This window comes from Microcoleus sp. D2_18a_D3, assembly GCF_036702455.1.
Classification (GTDB): domain Bacteria; phylum Cyanobacteriota; class Cyanobacteriia; order Cyanobacteriales; family Microcoleaceae; genus Microcoleus.
On the sequence record NZ_JAUBTK010000003.1, the window covers coordinates 21,983 to 38,882 of the forward strand.

Annotated in this window: 17 protein-coding genes; 5 read left to right on the top strand and 12 right to left on the bottom strand. The window is 44.5% G+C overall.

What is annotated here, in order from left to right; translation table 11 throughout:
• Nucleotides 1-19: 19 nt before the first annotated feature.
• From QUB06_RS02475 to QUB06_RS02495, 5 genes are all read right to left on the bottom strand, one after another.
• Nucleotides 20-433 (bottom strand): hypothetical protein, encoded by a 414-nt coding sequence (locus QUB06_RS02475; RefSeq protein WP_333433962.1) that lies wholly within the window; start codon nt 431-433, stop codon nt 20-22.
• Nucleotides 430-1,713 (bottom strand): type III-D CRISPR-associated RAMP protein Csx10, encoded by a 1,284-nt coding sequence (csx10, locus tag QUB06_RS02480; protein ID WP_333433963.1) that lies wholly within the window; start codon nt 1,711-1,713, stop codon nt 430-432. Before csx10 ends, QUB06_RS02475 begins: the two co-directional genes overlap by 4 nt.
• A complete protein-coding gene (locus tag QUB06_RS02485; RefSeq protein ID WP_333433964.1) occupies nt 1,700-2,425 on the bottom strand; it encodes an RAMP superfamily CRISPR-associated protein in 726 nt (241 codons plus the stop codon). Before QUB06_RS02485 ends, csx10 begins: the two co-directional genes overlap by 14 nt.
• Nucleotides 2,422-4,791 carry a type III-B CRISPR-associated protein Cas10/Cmr2 gene (gene cas10, locus QUB06_RS02490; protein WP_333433965.1) on the bottom strand — a complete coding sequence of 790 codons (2,370 nt, stop codon included), beginning with the start codon at nt 4,789-4,791 and terminating at the stop codon, nt 2,422-2,424. Before cas10 ends, QUB06_RS02485 begins: the two co-directional genes overlap by 4 nt.
• Before the next feature lie 61 nt (nt 4,792-4,852).
• The gene (locus tag QUB06_RS02495) at nt 4,853-5,059 is read right to left on the bottom strand and encodes a hypothetical protein (protein ID WP_333433966.1); all 207 of its coding nucleotides are present in this window, start codon (nt 5,057-5,059) and stop codon (nt 4,853-4,855) included.
• A 114-nt stretch (nt 5,060-5,173) separates the two neighbouring features.
• Between QUB06_RS02495 and QUB06_RS02500 the strand changes: the two genes are divergently transcribed.
• A complete protein-coding gene (locus QUB06_RS02500; protein WP_333106166.1) occupies nt 5,174-5,500 on the top strand; it encodes an MgPME-cyclase complex family protein in 327 nt (108 codons plus the stop codon).
• Nucleotides 5,497-6,234, top strand: a complete 738-nt coding sequence (locus QUB06_RS02505) for a hypothetical protein (protein WP_333433967.1) — start codon at nt 5,497-5,499, stop codon at nt 6,232-6,234. The genes QUB06_RS02500 and QUB06_RS02505 overlap by 4 nt, the downstream gene beginning before the upstream one ends.
• A 67-nt stretch (nt 6,235-6,301) precedes the next feature.
• Here the strand turns inward: QUB06_RS02505 and QUB06_RS02510 are convergent, their stop codons facing one another.
• From QUB06_RS02510 to QUB06_RS02520, 3 genes are read right to left on the bottom strand one after another with little or no spacing between them, the layout of a single operon-like run.
• On the bottom strand, nt 6,302-8,398 hold the full coding sequence (locus tag QUB06_RS02510; protein WP_333433968.1) for a tetratricopeptide repeat protein: 2,097 nt from the start codon (nt 8,396-8,398) through the stop codon (nt 6,302-6,304).
• An 18-nt stretch (nt 8,399-8,416) separates the two neighbouring features.
• On the bottom strand, nt 8,417-9,361 hold the full coding sequence (locus QUB06_RS02515; protein WP_333433969.1) for an Rpn family recombination-promoting nuclease/putative transposase: 945 nt from the start codon (nt 9,359-9,361) through the stop codon (nt 8,417-8,419).
• A 60-nt stretch (nt 9,362-9,421) separates the two neighbouring features.
• Nucleotides 9,422-10,357, bottom strand: a complete 936-nt coding sequence (locus QUB06_RS02520; RefSeq protein ID WP_333433970.1) for an NAD-dependent epimerase/dehydratase family protein — start codon at nt 10,355-10,357, stop codon at nt 9,422-9,424.
• Nucleotides 10,358-10,618: 261 nt separating this feature from the next.
• Between QUB06_RS02520 and dnaG the strand changes: the two genes are divergently transcribed.
• Nucleotides 10,619-12,637, top strand: a complete 2,019-nt coding sequence (gene dnaG / locus QUB06_RS02525; protein WP_333433971.1) for a DNA primase — start codon at nt 10,619-10,621, stop codon at nt 12,635-12,637.
• Nucleotides 12,638-12,794: 157 nt separating this feature from the next.
• On the opposite strand, the gene QUB06_RS02530 is transcribed toward dnaG, so the two are convergent.
• On the bottom strand, nt 12,795-13,310 hold the full coding sequence (locus tag QUB06_RS02530; protein ID WP_333199170.1) for a pentapeptide repeat-containing protein: 516 nt from the start codon (nt 13,308-13,310) through the stop codon (nt 12,795-12,797).
• Between the two features lie 14 nt (nt 13,311-13,324).
• On the opposite strand from QUB06_RS02530, the gene QUB06_RS02535 reads away from it, so the two are divergent.
• On the top strand, nt 13,325-13,918 hold the full coding sequence (locus QUB06_RS02535) for a YraN family protein (protein WP_333433972.1): 594 nt from the start codon (nt 13,325-13,327) through the stop codon (nt 13,916-13,918).
• A 198-nt stretch (nt 13,919-14,116) separates the two neighbouring features.
• Here the strand turns inward: QUB06_RS02535 and QUB06_RS02540 are convergent, their stop codons facing one another.
• The gene (locus tag QUB06_RS02540; RefSeq protein WP_333057186.1) at nt 14,117-14,506 is read right to left on the bottom strand and encodes a hypothetical protein; all 390 of its coding nucleotides are present in this window, start codon (nt 14,504-14,506) and stop codon (nt 14,117-14,119) included.
• A gap of 148 nt (nt 14,507-14,654) precedes the next feature.
• Between QUB06_RS02540 and queA the strand changes: the two genes are divergently transcribed.
• Nucleotides 14,655-15,794, top strand: coding sequence for a tRNA preQ1(34) S-adenosylmethionine ribosyltransferase-isomerase QueA (gene queA, locus QUB06_RS02545; RefSeq protein WP_333433973.1), 1,140 nt, complete (start codon nt 14,655-14,657; stop codon nt 15,792-15,794).
• 42 nt (nt 15,795-15,836) lie between these two features.
• Here the strand turns inward: queA and rpmF are convergent, their stop codons facing one another.
• Nucleotides 15,837-16,010: a 50S ribosomal protein L32 gene (rpmF, locus tag QUB06_RS02550; RefSeq protein WP_006632406.1), complete on the bottom strand. Its 174-nt coding sequence runs from the start codon at nt 16,008-16,010 to the stop codon at nt 15,837-15,839.
• A gap of 180 nt (nt 16,011-16,190) precedes the next feature.
• The gene (locus tag QUB06_RS02555) at nt 16,191-16,667 is read right to left on the bottom strand and encodes a TM2 domain-containing protein (RefSeq protein WP_333350238.1); all 477 of its coding nucleotides are present in this window, start codon (nt 16,665-16,667) and stop codon (nt 16,191-16,193) included.
• Nucleotides 16,668-16,900: the final 233 nt, after the last annotated feature.

Sequence of the window (16,900 nt, forward strand, 5' to 3'; positions counted from 1 at the left end):
GGAATACTGTTGTAGATAGTTAGAGGTTTTGCCCATCTCGCAGATACTTGAGGTGACGAGAACCGTAACCCAAATAACGGCGAATCAGTTCTAGCCAAATCGGCTTAAAATCTATTTGCGAACATTCTGCAATGATTTCGGCAGTTTTTTTGATGTTACCATCAATATCTTGAATTAGCCTTTCAGCTAAAGATTCTTTCCCCCTTCCCCATTTTTTATCCCTTCCTACTTGATATCGGATAAAGTTTTTAATAGCTTCTGCACTATCTGTTGTGTCAGCTACACGCACTAAATTGCGAAATTGAGATTCTTCTAAATCGCCATATTTGGTGTTATCTAAAGCATCCTGAATCCAAATTACTAAATCATCTTCTGATTGGCGAATAGCTCTTTGTACTTGTAACTCAACTTTTTGTTCGGTTGTTATACTCATACTCGATTCTCCCGAAATATAAGGTGAAACTCGTTGCAAATTTGAATTTGTCCGAAACCTTCGCAAGTTCGATCGCCCACTCCTTTTTCTTCTAACTCTCCTAGTTTATCGATCCAAATATCTGGTCGAGTCGTGCTAAATAAATACACTCCTCCTTTATTCGTGATTAGCTCGACATCTTTCATCAAGCCCCAGCCCGCATTCCAACCAGACAGAAAATCATAACTGCTGTAAGCCGCCTCCAAATGCAAAGAGTCAGCTTTATCTTCAATCCCTGCAAACTGGTGCAACATCTTTTCGGATATTACAGTGGTACGCCGCCAATTTTCAGTCAGTATAGCATCGGATTGCAAGTCGAGAGTGAAGTAAGTTCGATTTGCTGGTAACTCTTTGATAGGATTGCCAAAAACTCCCCATTTATGCCATCGCCATTCTAGCTTTTGATTGAATTCAGCGATGCGATCTCTCACATCTGTTTTAGCATCAACAGGCTTTTTTGTGTTTATTTCAACTTTTCCTAATCCTCTGGAAGTCGAACCGCCCAACCGAAAGTTTTGATGACGCTGCTGAATAAAATCCCGCAAAGATTCTGCTAAATCCTCCTCCTCGACTAAAATCGCACCTCGATAGTAAACAGGATTTTGTTTGTTCTCCTGAGATTCATTCAAAACTTCCAGACTGTAAAGTATTTCTTCCTCCGATGTACCTCTGCGGCGATTAATCCCAACTCGCGTTAACAGACGCTTTTTAACGCTTAGGCTGTAATATTTATTTTCAACTACACAGTAAAAACTAATGCCAGCAGGATCGACTCTCCCTCCGTCTTCCGGGCAATTCGGATCGTAAGGATATCCATAAGCTTCGGCACAAAAGCGATCGATTAAACTATCAAAAACACCATGAGTTTTAGGTTGGGAACCAATCTTATTTTCAGACGTGAAACCAGGCTTATTTTTAGAACTGAGTGCAGTTGCAGGTAAAACTCTAATTTCTTTAATCCTGGATTGAGGAACCGGGTGTTTTTTTATTTGTAATGCAGAAGGATAAGCATTTTGGAAAATTGCTGCATTGTCACTCAAGAATAAAGCTTGAAAATCGCCGCCATTTTCGGTCAAATCAGCCGATCGCCCATTCGATAGATCCAAAATCTGAGCAGCCACAGCACCCCGAATCACCGTACCGGGAATATAGTCTACAGCTTCGCCAATCGAACCGCCCGCTTTCTGACGGGCGATCGCCAAAGCAGACAAAGCCTTAATTTCCAGTTCAATTCGCTGCATTTTTCCTTCCCCTCGCTAGAAAATCCCAATCTGCTTCAGTCCCTTCAAACTGCGGTAAATTTTCCCAACTCAGCCATCCCAAACCAGCCGATTTACTTCCACCCAGTGCGTGAATGTGTTTGAAACCAGCCAACATCAAAGGTTTGGCGTAGCTGGGGCAATTTGGCAACAGATGAATTTGACCTTCAAACTTTAGTGAAACATTAGGTGGAGAAGTCTCCAAAAAGTAGAGTTTTTTCTCTTCTGCGGTGCGGCGACGGCGATTCACTGTCACCCCCGGACGTAGAAAATCTGCCAAATTTTCCGGGTCTTCCGTACAAATCAAATCGTCAAAAATTACCCGGGATGGCAAAACAGGATCGCCGAAAATTTGACTTATTAAACAGTGATAAGTCTCATCATATCCCGATACTTCGTATTCGCGGCGCTTAAATTTATCCGGTGCATTTTCTCTGCGGATTACCATTTTTCCCGGACTAGGAGACTCGCAAATCTCCCAACCCAAACCTCTAGCAATTTTCTCGCATTCGTGGCGGAGGCGACCTTTGATTTGAGAACCGGGAATTAACAAGTTTCCTTCTGCATTGCGGACAATTGGCTTATCTGCAATGGAAGCGGAGGAACCGCCCGCGCCTACACACAAAGCTGTATCAATTACTGCAGTAACTGTGTAAGTGTTAATTGAGCTTGATAGCGTCCTGACAACAATCATGATTCAACCTCCGTCTCTACCAATTCTTCGGAAATCAACTCGGCATCTTCTAATTCAATGAAATCGTAAATATCCAAAAGTTCCCGCCAGATGGTTTCATAAACTCCCTCTTTTAAATCGAACATCCAAGGTGCAACATTGCCTTCATTAGTTTTAGCTTTGCACCAAGCTTCTTCAAATTCTTGTCTTAATTCTTTCTTTCCCTGCTTGAGTCTGGTTCGGAAATAGCGGTAATTGAGGATGGTTGTTTGTTTTCCTTGTTCTAGGAAACTGCGAATTTGGTAGAGTTGCGATTTCGGAAATTCAGCCTTTTTCAGCGCTTTGACAGACTCTATCAATCCCCCAATTTCGTGCAAAGTGTAAGGTGCGGCGTATAGCTTAAGTTTTTGAGGACTTTCTTTGGTTAATGCTTCTTTGCGGAAGTCCTCAATGCTGGAGGCGATCGCAGTTACAGATTTCATCACAAAAAAATCCACTGTACCTCCACAGTATCCGCGGTCTTTTAAATCTTTAGCACGTTTTTTGGCGGATTTTAGTAATTGTTCGTAAAGTTTTTTTGCGTAGTAAATCGGAGTTTTATAGTCCGCAATCAACACGCCGATCGATGTACTTAATTGACAATTAGCAGTTCCTGCATTTTGACTTAAGTAGCGGTGACACTTACTGAGATCGATAGGTTTTTCTGATGGCTGAGTTTGATAGTCACCTTTGATTTCCACACCGGGTATCTGAACTTGTCTGAGCAAAATTTGTTCAAACTGTTCTCCGATGGTTTTGGCGATCGCCAATGCCCGATCTGCTGGTACAATCAAGATAATATCATCGCCACCAATGGTAATAATCTCAAAGGGATGAATCCAAGCGCCATCTGGAAGAGTCGATTCTGACTTGTTATTTCCTTTAAGTTGGCGAGGATGAAGATGCTCGGCTAAGGCTTGAAAAACAGCATATCTAGTAGCATTGTCAACATCATCGCTAAATTCTTGATATTTTTGGGGAGTGGTAATTTTTTGAATATAGCCACCCATGTTATTACCATCAGCATAGATGTAGGCTACAAAGCCATTACTCACACTGCCAAGCTGAGTTAAAGATTGAGCTATTTCAACGTCTTCAAGGTTGTAGTTGTAACTGCCGCAGTATTTATTAAGTTTTTCGGAAGGCTTTTTTAAGAAATCCTCAAACTTGTCCACCCAACCTTCAATGACATCAGGATGCCATTCTGTGTACCAATGAGTTTCCTTTATTTTTCCCTGCTTAGCCCGATCGCCCGCTTTGCGTTTGCGCGCAGAAACCTCAGAAAACCAAGGATTGCCCGGAAGACCTTTTTGATTGGAATTGTCGGGATTGTCGGTAGCCCGAGTAATCGCCGATCGGCGATCGGCCTCATCCCTTTGTAAATAAGGGTGCGTTTCCAAGATCGGCGGGTAGCGACGGCTGGGCCGATTTTCAAATTTATTGCCACTCCGTCGCTGATTAAAAAGCACAGCCAATTTAGTAGTTAATTCATTAAAACTCTTGCGATTTGCAAAGGCCTCTTCCACACAAGATGGGTCAGCAATACAGGGTTCGTTTGGCTGTTTATCCAGCTTGCCAAAATAAGCCTCTACCACGGGATTTTTATATTCTTGGCGGTATCGCTCGAGCCAAAAGGTTTGTTCTATCGCGTCTCGCAGCAAACCAAATCGAATTTCTAAAAGCTTAAACGTATCTCCAACCGCGCATGAATTAGCAGTTATGGTTTCAAAGGAATAGCGTTTTTCAATGGCATCAGTTAAGTCATTCACAAAAGCTGCTGGGCAGAAAGCTAAGATATTTCCGCCAGTAGAATAAACAATCATTTCAGGAATCAAAGCTTCTGAAAGCTTGGGTTCGCCAAGCTTGGGTTCGCATGGAAAGTTTTCCTCCAGCCATTTTCTTACTTTTTGGAAGTGAACATTGTAACGTTTGGATTCAGGAGTTTTGTTAAAAAAAGCAGGCAAATCAACTAAGTTTATCCGATCTAGAAGTGCAGATGCACCGCGAATATCTGGGAGTTTCGCCTCGTCAAAAACATACTGCTTAATCTTAGTTGCACCGCCGTAAACTAAGCCAATTTGCCCGGTTTGATTCCACAAGTTCGGGTATTTATTTTGCAAATCAGTAATTGTTTCGGGAAACTCTGCTTTGGGAATCTTGTCGGGAATATTCAGAAGTTCCCGAACCCGATCGACAATTTCCCTCACATCCTCCGGAACTTCCTCCCCAGAATTCAAAGCCCGTCGCATTTCCTGCAACACGCCCATCTCAAATTGAGGTTTGCGTCGATCGCCCCAAGCCAGACACCAAGCAATACCAGTCGCGATCGAACTCCAACAACTTTTCATATGCAAACCACTCCCAATCAGGTTTAACAGCCCCCAGATTGCCTCAATAATTGGTAATTATTCAACCTGCAATTCCATCTAATTTCCTATTGTCACCTAAATTTTCCAGAAAATCACCAGCCCGAAAAATAATCGCCCAAATCCCCAAAAAACCAGCCACTCTCGCAACTCTCACAACTCCCCCAACTCTCACCACCAAAGATTTTTCTGAAGCGACTTGCTCTGCATCTACCCAAGATGACAGCAAATAAGGTAAAGTAAACGGCACAAGAGTCTAGCACTCTCGAACTGCCGCACCTCGGCAAACCCGCCCTTGACCAGCAAAACTGACTGGTACAGGCGGCATTAACCGCAAACCGTCAACCCCTAACAACCGAGAAAAATGCAAACCTACTACTACGTTTTAGCCAGCCAACGCTTTTTGCTAGAAGAAGAAGCCCTAGATGAAGTGTTTAAAGAAAGAACTCGCAACTACAACGAACAAGAAAAAGAAATAGACTTCTGGTTAGTCAAACAGCCCGCTTTCCTAGAAGCACCGATAATGGCAGAAGTTAAAGCAAAATGCCCTCAGCCAGCCGCCGCTATTATTTCTACCGATCCAGTCTTCATCACCTGGTTGAAACTGCGATTAGAATATGTACTGACAGGTGAATTTCCAGCACCATCACCAACTATTCCCGATGCCCTCGCATCCCTACAGACAGCATGACTAAAATAGCCAAATATCCGACAAAACAACTAACAACAATTAGGGGTAAATTGTACAAATTTATTTTGTCTCTCCCCCTATTTTCTGCTACTTCAACCGCCCTTTTGGTATTGACAATTTTATCGAGTTCTGTTAAAGCTCAGTCGAGCTGCCAACCGCCTCAGCCCGATGAATATCTACTGTTAATTGTCACCCCAACACCTGAACAGCAAGAAAGAGCAAAACGCTCTTTCCCTGGAAATACTAACAACACAGTTTGTCGGTACATCAATGACACGGTGACGCGAGTTGGTGGCTTTCGCGACTCCCAAATTGCCAGCGATTGGGTTAAATACATCGAAGATGTTGTCGGATTGCAAGCTTACGTAGTACGATCGCCCGCAGCCGCGCTACCCCAAAATTTGCCAGTCTACAACCCTCAGCCAGCGCCGGATTCTGAACCAATAACCAATCCTTCAACGGGCAATCTTGCCTTCAATCCCCAACCCCTGGGCCCTGGTTATGCAGTGTTAGTAGATTACTTCAACCAACCGGAATTAGCCGCCCAAGTCAGGCAAGCATTAGGCACGCAAGTAGGCTTAGCTTCCTACGGTCAGCGTCCCTTTTTATTCGTCGCTTATACAACGGATCAAAACGCCGCTACTGCTGCAGTAAAAACATTGAGCGATCGAGGTTTTTGGCCGATGTTAGTAGACAGCCGCCGAGTTACCGTAATTGCTCCCGCTGTTCGCTAAAAGATAAAACTTGGCAATTCAAATTGCTTCTTGTCAAACAAAGTCCGCTTAAGGGAACTAATAACAATTATTGTTGTGGTTGGGATTCTAGCGGGCTGCTTCCTAGCTGACTTTCTGCCCGCTTTTTTGCTTCTATTGCCGCTCCGTAATCTGGTTTGTAGCGAATTGCTTTGTCATAGGATGCGATCGCATCTTCGTATCTTTTTACCGCCACAAGCGCATTGCCGTGGCTGTACCAGGCTTCCGAGTAGTCAGGCTTGACATAGACAGCTTCATTGTAAGATACTAGCGCATCTTCGTACCGCTTTAAATTGGACTGAGCATTTCCTCTATTGTACCACGCTTGATACTCTTTCGGGTTTAAATCTAAGGCTCTGCTGTAACACTCAATTGCTTGTTCATACCTCCGCAATTCGTGGTAAGACCAGCCTAAGTTATACCACGCTTGATAATAATCCGGTTTTAATTTAACCGCTTTTTCGTAAGCTTCTACCGCTTGTTCATGCCTCCGCATTTTCAGCAAAGCGATGCCTTTACTGTACCACCCTTGATAAAAATTTGGCTGAAACCGCACGGCTTTTTCGTAGGCTTCAAAAGCTTCTTGGTTTTTGTTTAATTCTAAGAAAACATTGCCTAAATTGTACCAAGCTTCATAATTATCGAATTTAATTTCAACTGCTTTTTGATAGGATTCTACGGCTCGATCGTACTGTTTTAATTTTTGGTGAGCTTGTCCCCGATTGTACCAGGCACGGTACAAATTGGGCTGAAATTTTACAGCTTTTTCGTAGGAGACGAGCGCTTCTTCGTACCGCTGCGAATCTAACAGAGTATCGCCTCTGCCTTCCCACGCTGCGGCATAGTCGGGCTGGATTTTCAAAGCGTTATCAAAAGATGCGATCGCCTCTTGAGACTGTTGCAACTTATCCAAAGCATAACCGCGTCCCGTCCAAGCTTCCAAGTATTCCGGCTTTAATTCTATGGCTTTATCATAAGCTGACTGCGATTCTCGATATTTTTTCAATTCGTACAAAGTTTTGGCTTTTTCCTGCCAAACTTCCGCGTAGTCCGGCCGGAGAGTTATTGCTCGCTCGTAAGCTGCCAGAGCTTCTTCAAATCGGCTTAAATTGTAAAGAGTATTGCCTCGGTTGTACAGGTCAGTTGCATTAGCCGAATTCAAACTATTTACACCATAAATAGATGCTATAATACTGATGCCAATTAAACTGGCGATCGACAATATTTTTAAATACAGTTTTTTGCGGTGTTTTACAGGCTTATTCGCAGCAGCAACCGGAGGCAATACAGGAACTGTACCGCTGAAAGAATCTTTCAATTCTTTAATAGCTTGCAGCGTTTCGCCGGCACTAGAATAACGCTGGCGAAAATCGTACTTTACCATCTTATCTAAAATCTCCGCAAATTCAGGACTGACTGATGTTTTGTCCTGCCAAATAATTTCCTCTGTATCGGGGTTTTTTGGCATTTGGTGAGGATTTATGCCAGTGAGGAACTGAATTGCGATCGCACCTGCGGCATAGATATCGCTGCTGAGTTTCGGGTTGCCGTGAGCTTGTTCGCTGGGCATATAACCGGGAGTACCAATGCTGACACTCAAGCTATTCTTGGGCTGAGGAGTGGTGATTTGAGTAGTAATTTCTTTGACTGCGCCGAAGTCAATTAAAACTAATTTTCCGTCTCTATCTCGGCGGAGGATATTGCGGGGATTTACATCGCGGTGAATGACATTTTGCTGGTGTACAAAATCTAAAATTTCCAGAAGTTCTTGCAATATACAAATAACTTGATCTTCCTGCATGACTCCCGCATTCCCAGGAGAAGCGGGCGTAATTTCTTGACTTAAATCGTGACCTTCTATAAATTCTTGAACTAGGTAAAACTCTTGGTTCTCTTCAAAAAAAGCAAAAAGTCGGGGAATGCGATCGTGATTTCCCAACTTGTACAAAACTTGTGCTTCCGTATCGAATAAACGTCTTGCTACCTTTAGAGTTTCGGGATCGGTTGCGTGAGGTTTAAGCTGCTTGACGACGCAGAGGTGATTGCCTGGTAGCTGCTTATCTTCAGCTAAATAAGTTTGAGCAAATCCGCCGCCTCCCAAGTGACGGATAATACTGTAGCGATTGCCGAGTGTTATTCCAAGCATGAGATTTACCTAATATTCCTAGTCTTTTGGAGAATTAGCTTCCAACCAAGCTGTTAAATCTTCGGCATCAGAAAAATCTAACATGGCTTCTGCAAGATTCTCTAATTTGTCGATCGGCAATTGGCGAATGCGGCTTTCAATATCGGGGTTTATTTGACCTAAACGGCGACTCAGCAAGCGCATAATTAACCCTACTTGTCCTTCTTGTCTGCCTTCTTGTCTGCCTTCTTGTCTGGCTTCTTCTCGGCCTTCTTCTCTGGCTTCCTCGACCAAACTTTGCATATCTTGCACAAAAAACTCTTGCTTCTGTAACGTATCAGATTCCTCAGAAGTCAAATTAACCTCATTAGCCATTTCAAAAGCTCTCCGAATTTGCGGAATTTCACTCATTTTTGCTGGAATTTCTTCTAAAATACCACAATGTTTGAGAAAGTAAATCCACTTATCTTTAATATTTTCTAGTGGCTCCAATTCCTTCTTGAATTTTGGCAACTCCACAAAAACCAACTCAATCTGATTGTAGGGATAATCAAACAGGTGAGTTTTTTCTTGAAAAATAAATCGGTAAGTAACATCTTGACAATTATCAAACATTTCAAATTCTGCTATCATCAAAGAAATTACAGGTTGAAATCCTTTGTACAATTCTCCTCTCATTAATTGAGTTCCATAAGTTTTTGCGCTATTGTACAAAACTAGCTTAGCCAATGTCTCCACGTATAGAACTTGGATTTCAATAATTACAGACGTGCCGTTGTTAAGTTTTGCTATAACATCTAAGTAGCTATCTTTTGCTCCGACTATTTTGAGGACAACATAAGGGTCGATTATCTCTAACCTTTCAATTATGGGTTGCCCTTCATAAAGGATAGCATTCAAAAAACTAATCAGAATATCCGTATTTTGGGCGGAACCAAATATTTTTGTGAAGGCAAATCTAATTTTGGGATTGATAAATCTCATGCTATTTTTCTCCCTTGAGATTGGTATGGTGCGCGCGGCACACCATACTTTAATTTTACTTTAAACGGCTTTCAAGATTTCGTCATCTACTGAAAAATCTATCTCGGCTTTGTCCCGTCCCGAAATTAGATAATCATTCTGGAATGAATCTTTTAGCCCCGAAACTAAGTCAAATTCCGGCTGCCAGTTAAGCTCGGTGACAGCTTTATTAACTGAAGCGAAAAAGTGCTGCAATCTCATCGGAAAAGCTTTCTTTTTGCCGAAGTCAAATTGTTTCGGATCGTAGTGTACAATCTTAATAGCATCAGGGGATTTGCCTGCGGCTTGAATGCAGGCGCGGGCTAAACCGTCAAAGGTGACAAATCGATCGCCCGAAACGTTGTAAATTTGCCCGATCGCCCTTTCGTTGCCCAAAACCGCCGCCATTGCTTTAGCCAAATCCTGACAGTGCCCCAACTGCGTGAAGTGCATGCCGTTACCGGGAATCGGAATCCGTCGATCGCGTACAATGCGATCGAAAAACCAAGCCTCTAAATCGTTATAATTTTGGGGGCCGTAAATGTAAGTCGGGCGAATCGAAGTCCAAGGCAAACCCGATGTGGCCAAGTAATTTTCGGTTTCGCATTTACCCAAGTGCCGGCTTTTAGGATCGGTAGCGTCCCCTTCAATATGAGGCATTTGATCCGATTTCAAATAAACCCCCGCAGAGCTCATGTAAACAAAGTGCTGCACCCGCCCTTTAAATATTTCAGCTAAAGGCTTTGTATCGCTGAGTTCGCGGCCGTTGTTGTCAAAAACAGCGTCAAACTCGACCGTCGATAACTTTTCTTGCAGTTGTTCAACATTTGTGCGATCGCCCTGAATCTGTTTTACGCCCGGAACCGGTACAGGCTTGTTGCCCCGGTTAAACAACACCACTTCATGCCCTTGTGCTGCTAAAATCTTAGTAAGATAAACCCCGATAAACCGAGTACCGCCCATCATTAAAATTCGCATTATTTTCGATGCTCCTTACAGTTAGTGTAAATATCTTACAATAAAGTTATGCCCTAGGGCGTGTTTTCTATCCCCGGACATCCCCCTAAATCCCCCTTAAAAAGAGGGACTTTGACACTGATTATTTCACCTTTTTAAGGAGGCTGGGATTTTGAATCTCATGAGAAATCACTCAGAGTAGATAATTCATCCGTGTATCCGTGTCCTCATCCGTGTAGTGCTTTCCTTCTCCAATACTTTCAATTTGCCTAAAATAGCCCTATGCAAGTTCCCCGGCTGCATCCCGAAACAATCGAAGAAGTTAAACAAAGAGCCGACATAGTAGACGTTATTTCCGGTCGCGTCGTGTTGCGTAAACGCGGGAAAGAATTCGTAGGTTTGTGTCCTTTTCACGACGAAAAATCTCCCAGCTTTACAGTCAGTCCCGGCAAACAAATGTATTATTGTTTCGGCTGCGGTGCAGGCGGCAATGCTTTTAAGTTTCTCATGGAATTGGAGAAACGCCCTTTCAGCGAAGTAGTATTAGAATTAGCTAAAAATTATCAAGTTCCCGTCAAAACTGTCGAACCAGAACACCGACAAGAATTGCAGCGGCAAATTTCTCTGCGGGAACAACTCTATGAAATTTCAGCACTAACAGCCAACTTTTACGAACACGCTTTGCGGCAAACCCAAGGAGAAGAACCCTTAGCATATCTCAAATCAGAGCGCCAGCTAAGCGAAGAAACTATCCAACAATTTCAATTAGGTTATGCACCCCAAGGTTGGGAAGCACTTTACAGTTATTTGGTAGAACAGAAAAACTATCCGGCGCAATTAGTCGAACAAGCTGGATTAATTGTACCCCGAAAAAATGGCGGCAGCGGTTATTACGATCGCTTCCGCAATCGCATTATGATTCCCATTCGCGACACCCAAGGCAGAGTCATCGGTTTCGGCGGCAGAGCCCTCGGCGACGAACAGCCGAAATACCTCAATTCTCCCGAAACAGAACTGTTCGACAAAGGCAAAACTTTATTCGCCTTAGATACAGCGAAAACAGCCATTAGCAAAGCCGATCGCGCAGTGGTTGTAGAGGGGTATTTTGATGCGATCGCACTTCACGCCGCCGGCATCTCCAACGCCGTCGCTTCCCTCGGCACCGCCTTAAGTTTAAACCAAGTGCGGCAGTTATTGCGGTACACTGACTCCAAACAAATTATCCTCAACTTCGACGCCGACAAAGCAGGAACTCAAGCAGCAGAACGCGCAATTGGAGAAATAGAAAAACTCGCTTATCAAGGAGAAGTGCAACTGCGGGTACTCAACATTCCCGACGGCAAAGATGCCGACGAATACCTCAAAACGTACTCCCCAGAACAATATCGAGAATTGCTCGAAAATGCTCCGTTGTGGATCGACTGGCAACTGCAACAAATGCTCGTCAATCAAGATTTGAAGCAAGCCGATACTTCCCAGCAAGTCACCAAAAAAATCATTAATTTATTAACCAATATCACTGACGACAATCAGCTAGCACATTACCTGCAAAAGTGCGCCGAACTTCTCAGTAAAGGAGATTTTAGACTCACAAAAATGATTGCTGAAAACTTGCTCAATCAAGTAGTCAGCGATTGGGCAAAGCGGCAAAGTCAAGACGAATCTTTAACAATGCCCCTGTTAATTAGAAACAAGCTGAAGCCGAACAAACAATATAAAAAGCAGCGGGCAAGCGGCGAAAACAACAACTCAAAATCCAGCTTATCTGCTGTAGCCCGCAGTCTTTTAGAAGAAGCAGAAGCGCAATTATTGCAGATTTATTTGCACTGTCCCGAATACCGCCAAGATGTTAGAGAAGCAATAGAAGCTAGAGACGTGCAGTTTAGCCTTTCTCACCACAGATTTTTGTGGCATCAGATTGTGAATGCCGAAATATTGCACAAAATGTCTTTACAAGTAGCGCCTTCTGAGTTAATATTGAAATTGCAAGATAGCTTCATAGAATATCCAAATCAACTCAATCAAATCTCGCATTTATTTCACTTAAATGAGTTCTCGGAAAGAAACGTTTATCGCGCCCCTCTAGTAATTAGATCGGCCCTCGCCTGTATCGAGCAAATTATCAGCATGAAGCGCCGCCGAATTGCACTCAATATGTGGGAAAAAGCCAAGAGCGCTAGCAGTGGCGAAGAGGCTATAGAATATCACAAACAATTCTGTGCCGAACAAGAATGGCTCAAGGAATTAGAGAGGCTGCGTCAAGTTAATTTTTACGATTTAACCTCCGTACCTTGGGGCTAATATCCTTTTATATTTTAGATTTTAGATTGGGGATGACTCGTTCGATAGAGATTGGAAGCTTGCCTGCGGTTACATTTTTTTAACTGAGATAAGGAATTTATTCCTTACTACAAACCTGTTTGTAGTAAGGAATTTATTCCTTTATTCAACGAGCCTTTTAATAGTCGCAAAAAAGAGTTTCGCGAGTATCTCTACCCGTCACCGGATTAGTACCTTTTGCCACTTTACAAAGTTTTTCTATCATATCATCTCGCAGCAGTGTCTCTGTAAAATCAGCACCGTCAATGACTGCTCCTTCGAGTCTGGTATTGTAAGCGAAAGCACCCTCAAGGATAGCATTAGTTAAATTTGCTTTCATCATGCGAGCTAAATCTAAAGTAGCACCCGTGAAATTAGCGCCTTCAAAATTTGCCTCTTCCATATTGGCCGCAAAAAAGCTGACACCCCGCAAATCTGCATTAGTAAAATTGCTGTTGCGAAGATTAGCTTTATTAAAACTGTCGTCAGTCAGAACTTGTCCACTAAAATCAGCCCCGACTAGGATTTCTTTGTCGTGATCCAAAGCGAAAGCAGGTGCGGGATTAATGCCGATCGCCCCAGCGGCAATTACTGCTAAAATAACAAAACTCAGCAAGAAAGTATAAATATGTTGGCGAATCCGAGAAATCATCATACAAGTTCAAGCTAATGGGCAGTCGTGACAGTTCAGAATTGAATTCTACCAGAAAGCGCGTCAAGCGTAGCTATCCCGTAGGGAATCGCCCGCTCGCCACCGCTGACTCCAATTCCCCCCAATCCCCAAACTCTAGGGATATCGGCACATTGGGAGAAAACTTAGTCGCCGAGTGGTTGCAGCAGCAAGGTTGGGAAATCCTGCACCGGCAGTGGCACTGTCGCTGGGGAGAGATTGACATCATCGCACTCGGAAGAGATGAAGAAAGCGCAAAAAACCAAGTTCTTCCCAATCACCATTCCCAAACATTAGCATTTGTAGAGGTGAAAACTCGCCGCCGGGGAAATTGGGATGCTGGTGGAATGCTAGCTGTTAGCACAACAAAACAAGCCAAACTGTGGCAGACAGCCGAAATATTTTTAAGCACTCACCCAGATTTAGCAAATAATTCTTGTCGCTTTGATGTCGCCTTAGTCAGGTGCGAATCTTCACTACCAAACACTAAACAAATATTACCACCATTAACAGCAGCGAACTCTCAATCCGCCGTTGCCGGAAACTACCGACTCACCCTGCAAGAATACATTCGCTCGGCTTTTAGCATTTAAAAGTATATAATTAAAATTTAGAGGGTAAAATCTCAAAGCAATGGCACTAGGTAATTTTTAATTGTTAACTTGCCTAGGCTGTCGCGCATTTCTCTCTTGAGCTTTAACGGAGCTGAAAAAAGCGTTAAATCTTCTCCCGCTTTCCCATTCTCTCGCTCTCCTGTTCTGTCATCACAGTTAATGTATATGCGTAGCAATCTAGGCGAGAGTTTCCGGGCAATATCCCAGACCCTTGACAAACTGCTGGCGAAACGCTTCAATTTCCTTACGGTCAGGGCAGCCGTGACAAACCACTGCCACCTGGTAGCGGCGCATCACGCTCAGGGGCGATTGTCCGGTTTCCAAACTCCAAAGCGCCATTTGCAAGCGAATTTCAGGATCGTAAGGAATCCCGAGTTCGTTCATAAAAGCCCGAAAATCCCCGTGCATTTCTGGAGTTAAATATTGGCTCATTTTCACCTTTACCACCCATCCGTCAATTTGGTGAATAACAGTGATAAATTGCAAGGGAAGATGATGAGCCGTGCGTAGGTAATCCACGACTCTCAGAGTAAGGCTAGTATTGGCGATGTAGTAGAGGTATTCCATAACGATCCTTATGAGCAAAGCTGATGCTACACCTCTATCATGGCGGGCTATACCCGCTGCCACAAGGGGAAAAGCACCCGACTTTGGATGGGGGTTTTTACCCAATTTGTTACCCAGTTGACAGATCGATCGCACAGGAATTCACTTGATGACAGAGCTTGACTGGTCTTTGGACGGCTACGACTACGAACTTCCGCCCTCGCGCATTGCCCAAAATCCCGTAGTGCCGAGGGACAGTTCTCGCTTGCTGGCTGTAGATTCTCCCAGCAGCCACCAACACCGGATTTTTAGGGATTTACCCGATTTGCTGCAACCGGGAGACTTGTTGGTACTCAACAACACCCGCGTGCTGCCAGCGAGGCTCTACGGGCACAAACCGAACGGCCCGGCTGTTGAGATATTGTTGATGGAAGAACGGCAGCACAACTGTTGGCTGGCTTTGGTTAAACCGGGGAAACGCTTAAAGTTGGGAGCAAAAATTGAGTTTGATCCCATCGCCCCTGCCTGTGAGGACTCGACCACAGCTCCTTGCTGTTGCCTTCCCGATGCCACGATGCCCGATCGTCGTCGATTGACTGCAACAGTTATAGAGAGGGACGACGCAACAGGGGGACGGCTGCTGGAGTTTGACATCCCCACAGATGAGAATCTGGTGAAGTTTTTGGACGAATACGGCCACGTACCCCTGCCGCCCTACATCGACAATTCCCAAGCTTCAGCGGAACAGTACCAGACTGTTTATGCCGATCGGCTTGGGGCGGTGGCTGCCCCCACAGCAGGCCTGCACTTCACCGAAGAATTGTTCAGCCGCTTGGAACAGCGGGGAATCGAAAAAACTTTTGTCACCTTACACGTCGGAGTAGGGACGTTTCGCCCGGTGGAGGTAGCAGACGTGACGGCTCACAAAATGCACGGCGAATGGGTGGAAGTAACCCCCGCCACCGTCGAGAAAATCCGCGAAACTAAAGCCCGAGGCGGGCGGATCATTGCCGTGGGTACAACAGCAGTGCGAGCTTTAGAGGGAGCGGCAGCCGCGAGCGGCGATTTTTCCTTGCAGCCTTTTTGTGGCGCGACCAATTTGTTTATCTACCCGGGCTACAAGTGGCGGGTTGTAGAGGGGATGATTACCAATTTTCACTTGCCCCGCTCTACTTTGATGATGATGATAAGTGCGATGATTGGAAGGCCTCGGCTGTTGGATTTGTACCGAGAAGCGATCGAGCAACAGTACCGCTTTTATTCCTTTGGCGATGCCATGCTGATTTTACCAACAGCAAAAAAGGATTGATCGATCGGGCATCGGGTTCGCCCCATGCCCGGTATTCCGTTTCTATTCTTCCTCCTCTTCTTCATTGCCGGGATACACGAAGCTGTTGGAACGTCCAGTCAGAACAGATTTGCCCAGAGACAGAGCTTTCTGAGCTGCCACTACAGCTTTGCGCTTCCATGTGGCCTTACGCATATTCTTCTTGGATTTGGAGGTTTTCTTCTTAGGGACTGCCATGACGCTAAATACTTTCTGCTTGCTTATATAGACAAACAAACATTCTAGCCGATTTTGCCGGCAATGCTTACTCGAAAAACGGCAATAACTGCTCGGTAAGTAATATCCAGTAGTAGGGTGCGTCAGCGATTAGCTTCGGGAAAAATCGACCAAATCCCCTAGGTAACGCACCCGCAGCAGCTAAAGTTCGTGAAAGTGGTAGATCACAACGCCAGTTACGGCATCGTTCTCGATACTCACATAACCGGTTTTGAGCATTGCCGTGAAAGCCTCTTCCACTTCGGCAAAAGTAGCGCCGGTTGCCATCACCCCTTGGGTGACAGATAATCTTCCGTTCTTGGTATAAGCTGCCTTCAGGAGTTTAACCCCTAACTGGTCTGGAGTTTGCTTGGGGTATGTCGCGGCGATCGCCCCGCTGCTGGGATATAGCGGTATACCTTCGCGAGATACGCCGAGTTTGCCCCTGAGACTGGCATTGTGTTCGTCCACCATGTTCGGCAGCAGCAGCAAGTCAAACAATTGCCCAAACCCAAACAAACCAAAGGTAAACAGCCACAGCAAACCACTACCAATCTTGCCGTTGTAGAGGCGGTGGAGTCCGAAGGGGCCGAAAAAACAAGCTGCCCATAAAAGGTAACTAACACCTAAATTGCTCATTTTCTGACCGTCCTGCCTGATTATTCTAGAATTGGAGTCCCTCTATACATTTTGTACTTTCTATGTCGTGTTTAAACAGCTTGACACCAGCAGATATTTGTGAATTGTCCGAAATTATTGGTTATTTACTACCAATTCCCCAATTCCCTGTTTTGCCCATGCCCCATGCCCATGCCCAGTGAGTAATTCTGCGTAGCAATTCTTAACGCCAGCAACATATTTGCGCGGGCGAG